At 70.8% G+C, this 4300-nt stretch carries 5 protein-coding genes; 4 read left to right on the top strand and 1 reads right to left on the bottom strand.

What is annotated here, in order from left to right; translation table 11 throughout:
• On the bottom strand, nucleotides 1-240 hold a 240-nt coding region (locus tag AB0J52_RS29745), incomplete at its 3' end, for a hypothetical protein (protein ID WP_500185911.1).
• 969 nt (nucleotides 241-1209) lie between these two features.
• On the opposite strand from AB0J52_RS29745, the gene AB0J52_RS29740 reads away from it, so the two are divergent.
• From AB0J52_RS29740 to AB0J52_RS29725, 4 genes are all read left to right on the top strand, one after another.
• Nucleotides 1210-2184 carry an ABC transporter substrate-binding protein gene (locus tag AB0J52_RS29740; RefSeq protein ID WP_500185909.1) on the top strand — a complete coding sequence of 325 codons (975 nt, stop codon included), beginning with the start codon at nucleotides 1210-1212 and terminating at the stop codon, nucleotides 2182-2184.
• Nucleotides 2181-2957 carry an ABC transporter permease gene (locus tag AB0J52_RS29735; RefSeq protein WP_500185907.1) on the top strand — a complete coding sequence of 259 codons (777 nt, stop codon included), beginning with the start codon at nucleotides 2181-2183 and terminating at the stop codon, nucleotides 2955-2957. The genes AB0J52_RS29740 and AB0J52_RS29735 overlap by 4 nt, the downstream gene beginning before the upstream one ends.
• Complete coding sequence (locus tag AB0J52_RS29730) at nucleotides 2954-3757, top strand: ABC transporter permease (RefSeq protein WP_500185905.1); 804 nt, start codon at nucleotides 2954-2956, stop codon at nucleotides 3755-3757. Before AB0J52_RS29735 ends, AB0J52_RS29730 begins: the two co-directional genes overlap by 4 nt.
• A gap of 102 nt (nucleotides 3758-3859) precedes the next feature.
• On the top strand, nucleotides 3860-4300 hold a 441-nt coding region (locus tag AB0J52_RS29725), incomplete at its 3' end, for an ABC transporter ATP-binding protein (protein WP_500185903.1).

Here is a 4300-nt window from a genome sequence, read left to right as displayed (position 1 = left end):
CTCGCGCTTCTGCAGGTCCGCCGCGGAGACCGCGCGGGAGCTGGCGGCGCGCAGCGCGAGGGTGTCGCGCTCGCCCTCCAGCTGGTGCGACAGCGCGGCGAGGCGGTCACTCAGCGTCGCCATCTTGCCGATGCGCGTGTAGTCGCCGGCGTTGCTGGTGAAGACCGACACGCGGTAGCCGGCCAGCAGCGCGGCGACGATGGTCGGGACGGCGATCAGGGCGATCAGCCGCGTGCTCACCCGCCAGTTGCGCAGGCGGAAGCGGCTCCCGCCGCCACGGGCGCCCGGATCGGCGTTCGCCGGATCCCGGGGAGCGGACGCCTGGGCGCCCTGATCGGACGCAGGGGGGGAGCCCTCCTGCGCGGCCTCCCCCGTCGGAAGGGCCTCACGCGTTGGATCGGCCGATCGCTTGCGCACTTGGCGTTAACACCCTCTCACTGACAGTGCCGTTTCCAGCGGCCGCCGTCACGGCGGCGCCCCCGGCGGGCGAAGGGCGCGGCACCGCTGCTCGCCGCCCCTCACTGCGCCCGACATTGGAGCACATTAAGGGAATCGTCGCAAAAGAGAGGGCAACTTGCTGATCTTCCCGCTCACGATCGCGGATGCGGGAGCGTCACGTCCTGTTTGTACCGAATTCACCTGCGACGACGTCCTCGCCGGCCCTCCGCACTCCGCGTACTGACGGCACTCCGGAGCGCGTTCACCCCGACTCCCGGGGCCGACCCTCTCCCGCCCATTACCGCCTTTCCGGTCAGTCGTCGCGCCGCGTCCCGAATCCGCGCACCGGCCCGTCGGGCGGACCGGCCGAAGACAACGGCAGGACCACCGGATCGCCGCCGGCACGGCGGACGCGGGACACCGCACCCGCACGGCGACGCCCATCGGCGCAAACCCCTCGGACCGGACGCGAGATCAGACCGAGACCGACCCGAAACCAAGCCGAGGCCCCCGAAGGGATGGCGCGACACTGGACCCCGACCCGATCACGGAGCGTCACGAAATGGCGCGTACCCACTGGTAGGCGAGGCCGGGCGGGTTCCGCTCAGAGGACGGTGATTTGATCTTGCTTGTCCGCTTTGGGGGGATTTATGGCTACAAATCTATTAACGACCCTCAGTTGTCCCCCTTCCTCCCAACACCTGTGCGCTACGCTCCCCGCTCGGTTGAAAGATCACCTTCCCCGACTTCCCCGCGTTCCTGGAGCAACACATGTCCGCAGTCAACCGCCACGCTGTCGCCAGCGGGGCCCTCGCCCTCACCGTGGCCGTCTCCGCAGCCGCGTGCGGCGGCTCCGACAGCAAGTCGAGCAACGGCCTGGAGAAGTCCGAGATCACCGTCGGCACCATGGCGGTCGCCGACACCGCGCCGCTGCAGATCGCCGTCCAGAAGGGCCTGTTCAAGGCGGAGGGCCTGAAGGTCCGCCTCCAGACCATCAACGGTGGCGCCGAGGCCATCCCGAAGCTGTCCAGCGGCCAGTTCGACATCTCGTTCGGCAACTACGTGTCGCTGTTCACCGCGGCCTCCAAGGGCGTCTTCAAGCCGAAGATCATCGCTGAGGGCTTCCAGAGCGCACCCAAGACGCACACGATCGTGGTGCCCAAGGACTCCCCGATCCACAGCGTCAAGGACCTGGCCGGCAAGAAGATCGGGGTCAACACCAAGAAGAACATCTCGACCCTGCTGGTCCGCGCGGCCGTCAAGCCCGCCAACGTCCCGCTGGACGAGGACAAGAACTTCGTCGAGGTGCCGCCGCCCAACATGGAGGCCGCGCTCAAGTCCAAGAGCGTGGACGCCGTCCAGGCGATCGAGCCGTTCGGCACCCAGATCCAGCAGAACACCGGCGCCCGGATCATCTCCGACCTGTCGTCCGGCCCGACCGCCGACTTCCCGATCGCCGGGTACGCCTCCACCGAGAAGTGGGCGCAGAAGAACCCGAAGACGGCCGCCGCGTTCCAGCGCGCGCTCGCCAAGGCCGAGGGCATGGCCGCCGACCGCAAGATGGTCCAGGACATCCTGCCCTCCTACGCCAAGGGCATCACCCCGCAGATCGCCAGCACGATGAGCTACGGCTCCTACCCGACCTCGCTGAACGCCACCCGGCTCCAGCGCGTCGCCGACCTGATGCAGCAGTTCGGGTACGTGTCCGCGCGGATCGACGCCAAGTCTCTGACCTTCGGCTCATGACCCCGCGCAGGCTCGGCCTCGGGGCCGTGGGGATCGCCTGCGCACTGCTGGCCTGGGAGGCCGTCAGCCGGACCGGACTGGTGGACGACAGCTCGCTGCCGCCCGCCTCGACCGTCCTCGGCAAGGCGGCCGACCTGGCCGGCGACGGAGACTGGACCACCGGCCTGGGCGCCACCGTGCGCGCCTGGGCCGGCGGCCTTCTCCTCGCGACGGCGGTGGCGGTCCCGATCGGCGTCGTCCTCGGCACGGTGCGGTTCCTCGGCACCGCGGCCAGGGCCCTCGTCGAGCTGTGCCGCCCCGTCCCGTCGGTCGCGCTGATCCCGCTGGCCACCATCCTGTTCAGCTCGGTCACGCAGGCGGAGACCTCGCTGGTCTTCTACGCCTCGCTGTGGCCGATCCTCATCAACACCCTGTACGCGCTGCGGGACGTCGACCCGGTCGCCAAGGAGAGCCTGCGGGCCTTCGGCTTCCGCACCCCGTCGGTCCTGCTGCGGGTCGCGCTGCCCAGCGCGGCGCCGTTCATCGCCACCGGCGTGCGCATCGCCGCGTCCGTCGGGCTCATCGTGGTGGTCAGCGCCGAGCTGACCGCCGGCGGCGGCGACGGCATCGGCGTGTACCTGATGCAGAGCCAGTCCGGCGGCGGCAACACCGACGTCATGCTGGCGGGGGCCCTGTGGGCGGGCGCGCTCGGGCTCCTCGCGAACGCGGGCCTGCTGCGGCTGGAGCGGCTGGCGTTCCGCTGGCACTCCGCCCGCACCGAGGGGGTCTCATGAGAGCGGTCCGGCTGGCGCGCGGCGCCTTCGCCCGGGTCTGGCTGGTCGTCGCCGCGGTCGTGGCCTGGCAGCTGTACAGCAGTGCCAAGGACGAGGCGTACTTCCCGCCGCCCCTCGACATCGTCAAGGCCCTGCACAAGCTGTGGTTCGACGGCCCGGCCGCGCACCTCTGGCTGTCCAGCAGGGCGCTGGACGATTTCAAGACCAGCCTGGGGCACCTGTTCACCGCCTGGGCGCTGGCGGCGGTCGCGGGCGTGCTCGTCGGCGTCGCCATCGGCCGCTCGCGGGTGGTGGAGGAACTGCTCGACCCGGTCCTGCAGTTCCTGCGCGCGGTCCCCCCGCCGACGCTGGTGCCGTTCTTCATCATGGTGTTCAAGCTCGGCGCGACGATGCAGATCATCACCATCGCGTTCGGCGTGGTCTGGCCGGTGCTGATCAACACCGCCGACGGCGTCCGCACCGTGGACCCGCTCCAGCTGGAGACGGCGCGGGTGTTCGGGATGCGCGCCCCGAGCCGGCTGCTGCGGGTGGTGCTCCCGGCGGCCATGCCGAAGATCTTCGCCGGGCTCCGCACCAGCCTGGGCTTCGCGCTGATCCTGATGGTGATCTCCGAGCTGATCGGGTCCACCGCGGGGATCGGCTCGCGGCTGATCGGCGCGCAGCGCGACTTCGAACTGCCCACCATGTGGGCGGGCATCGTCATGCTGGGCGTGTTCGGATTCCTGTTCAACGCGCTGTTCCTGCTGGTCGAGCGCCGCCTGCTGGCCTGGTACGCGGGCGCCCGCCGGGCGGCGGACTGACCGGTGCGTCCGACGCGTCCGGCGGTTCCGCGCGCCGGCGCGTCGGGCGGACGATCCTCCCGACCGACCTCCCAAACCGAGAACTCCGAGAAGGGGACGCCCGTGCTTGAGATAGCCGGCCTCACCCACACCTACGCCGACGGGCACACCGCGATCGACGGCCTGACCCTGAGTGTCGAGGACGGATCGCTGGTCAGCCTCGTCGGGCCGTCCGGCTGCGGCAAGTCGACGCTGCTGCGCTGCATCGCCGGGCTGATCCGTCCGAGCGGCGGCACCGTCACGCTCAACGGCAACGCCGTCCAGGGCGTCCCGGACGACCTGGCGGTCGTCTTCCAGGACTACAGCCGCTCGCTGTTCCCGTGGCTGACCGTCCGCGACAACGTGGCCCTGCCCCTGAAGCGCCGGGGCGGATCCAAGAAGGAGCGGCGCGCCGCGGCCGAGGCCGCGCTCGCCGAGGTCGGGCTGGAGGGCGCCGGCAAGAAGTACCACTGGCAGCTCTCCGGCGGCATGCAGCAGCGCGTCGCGATCGCCCGCGCGCTGGCC

Origin of the sequence: Spirillospora sp. NPDC049652, from assembly GCF_040675125.1 — a bacterium.
Classification (GTDB): domain Bacteria; phylum Actinomycetota; class Actinomycetes; order Streptosporangiales; family Streptosporangiaceae; genus Spirillospora.
This window is presented reverse-complemented; position numbering and strand designations above follow the sequence as displayed.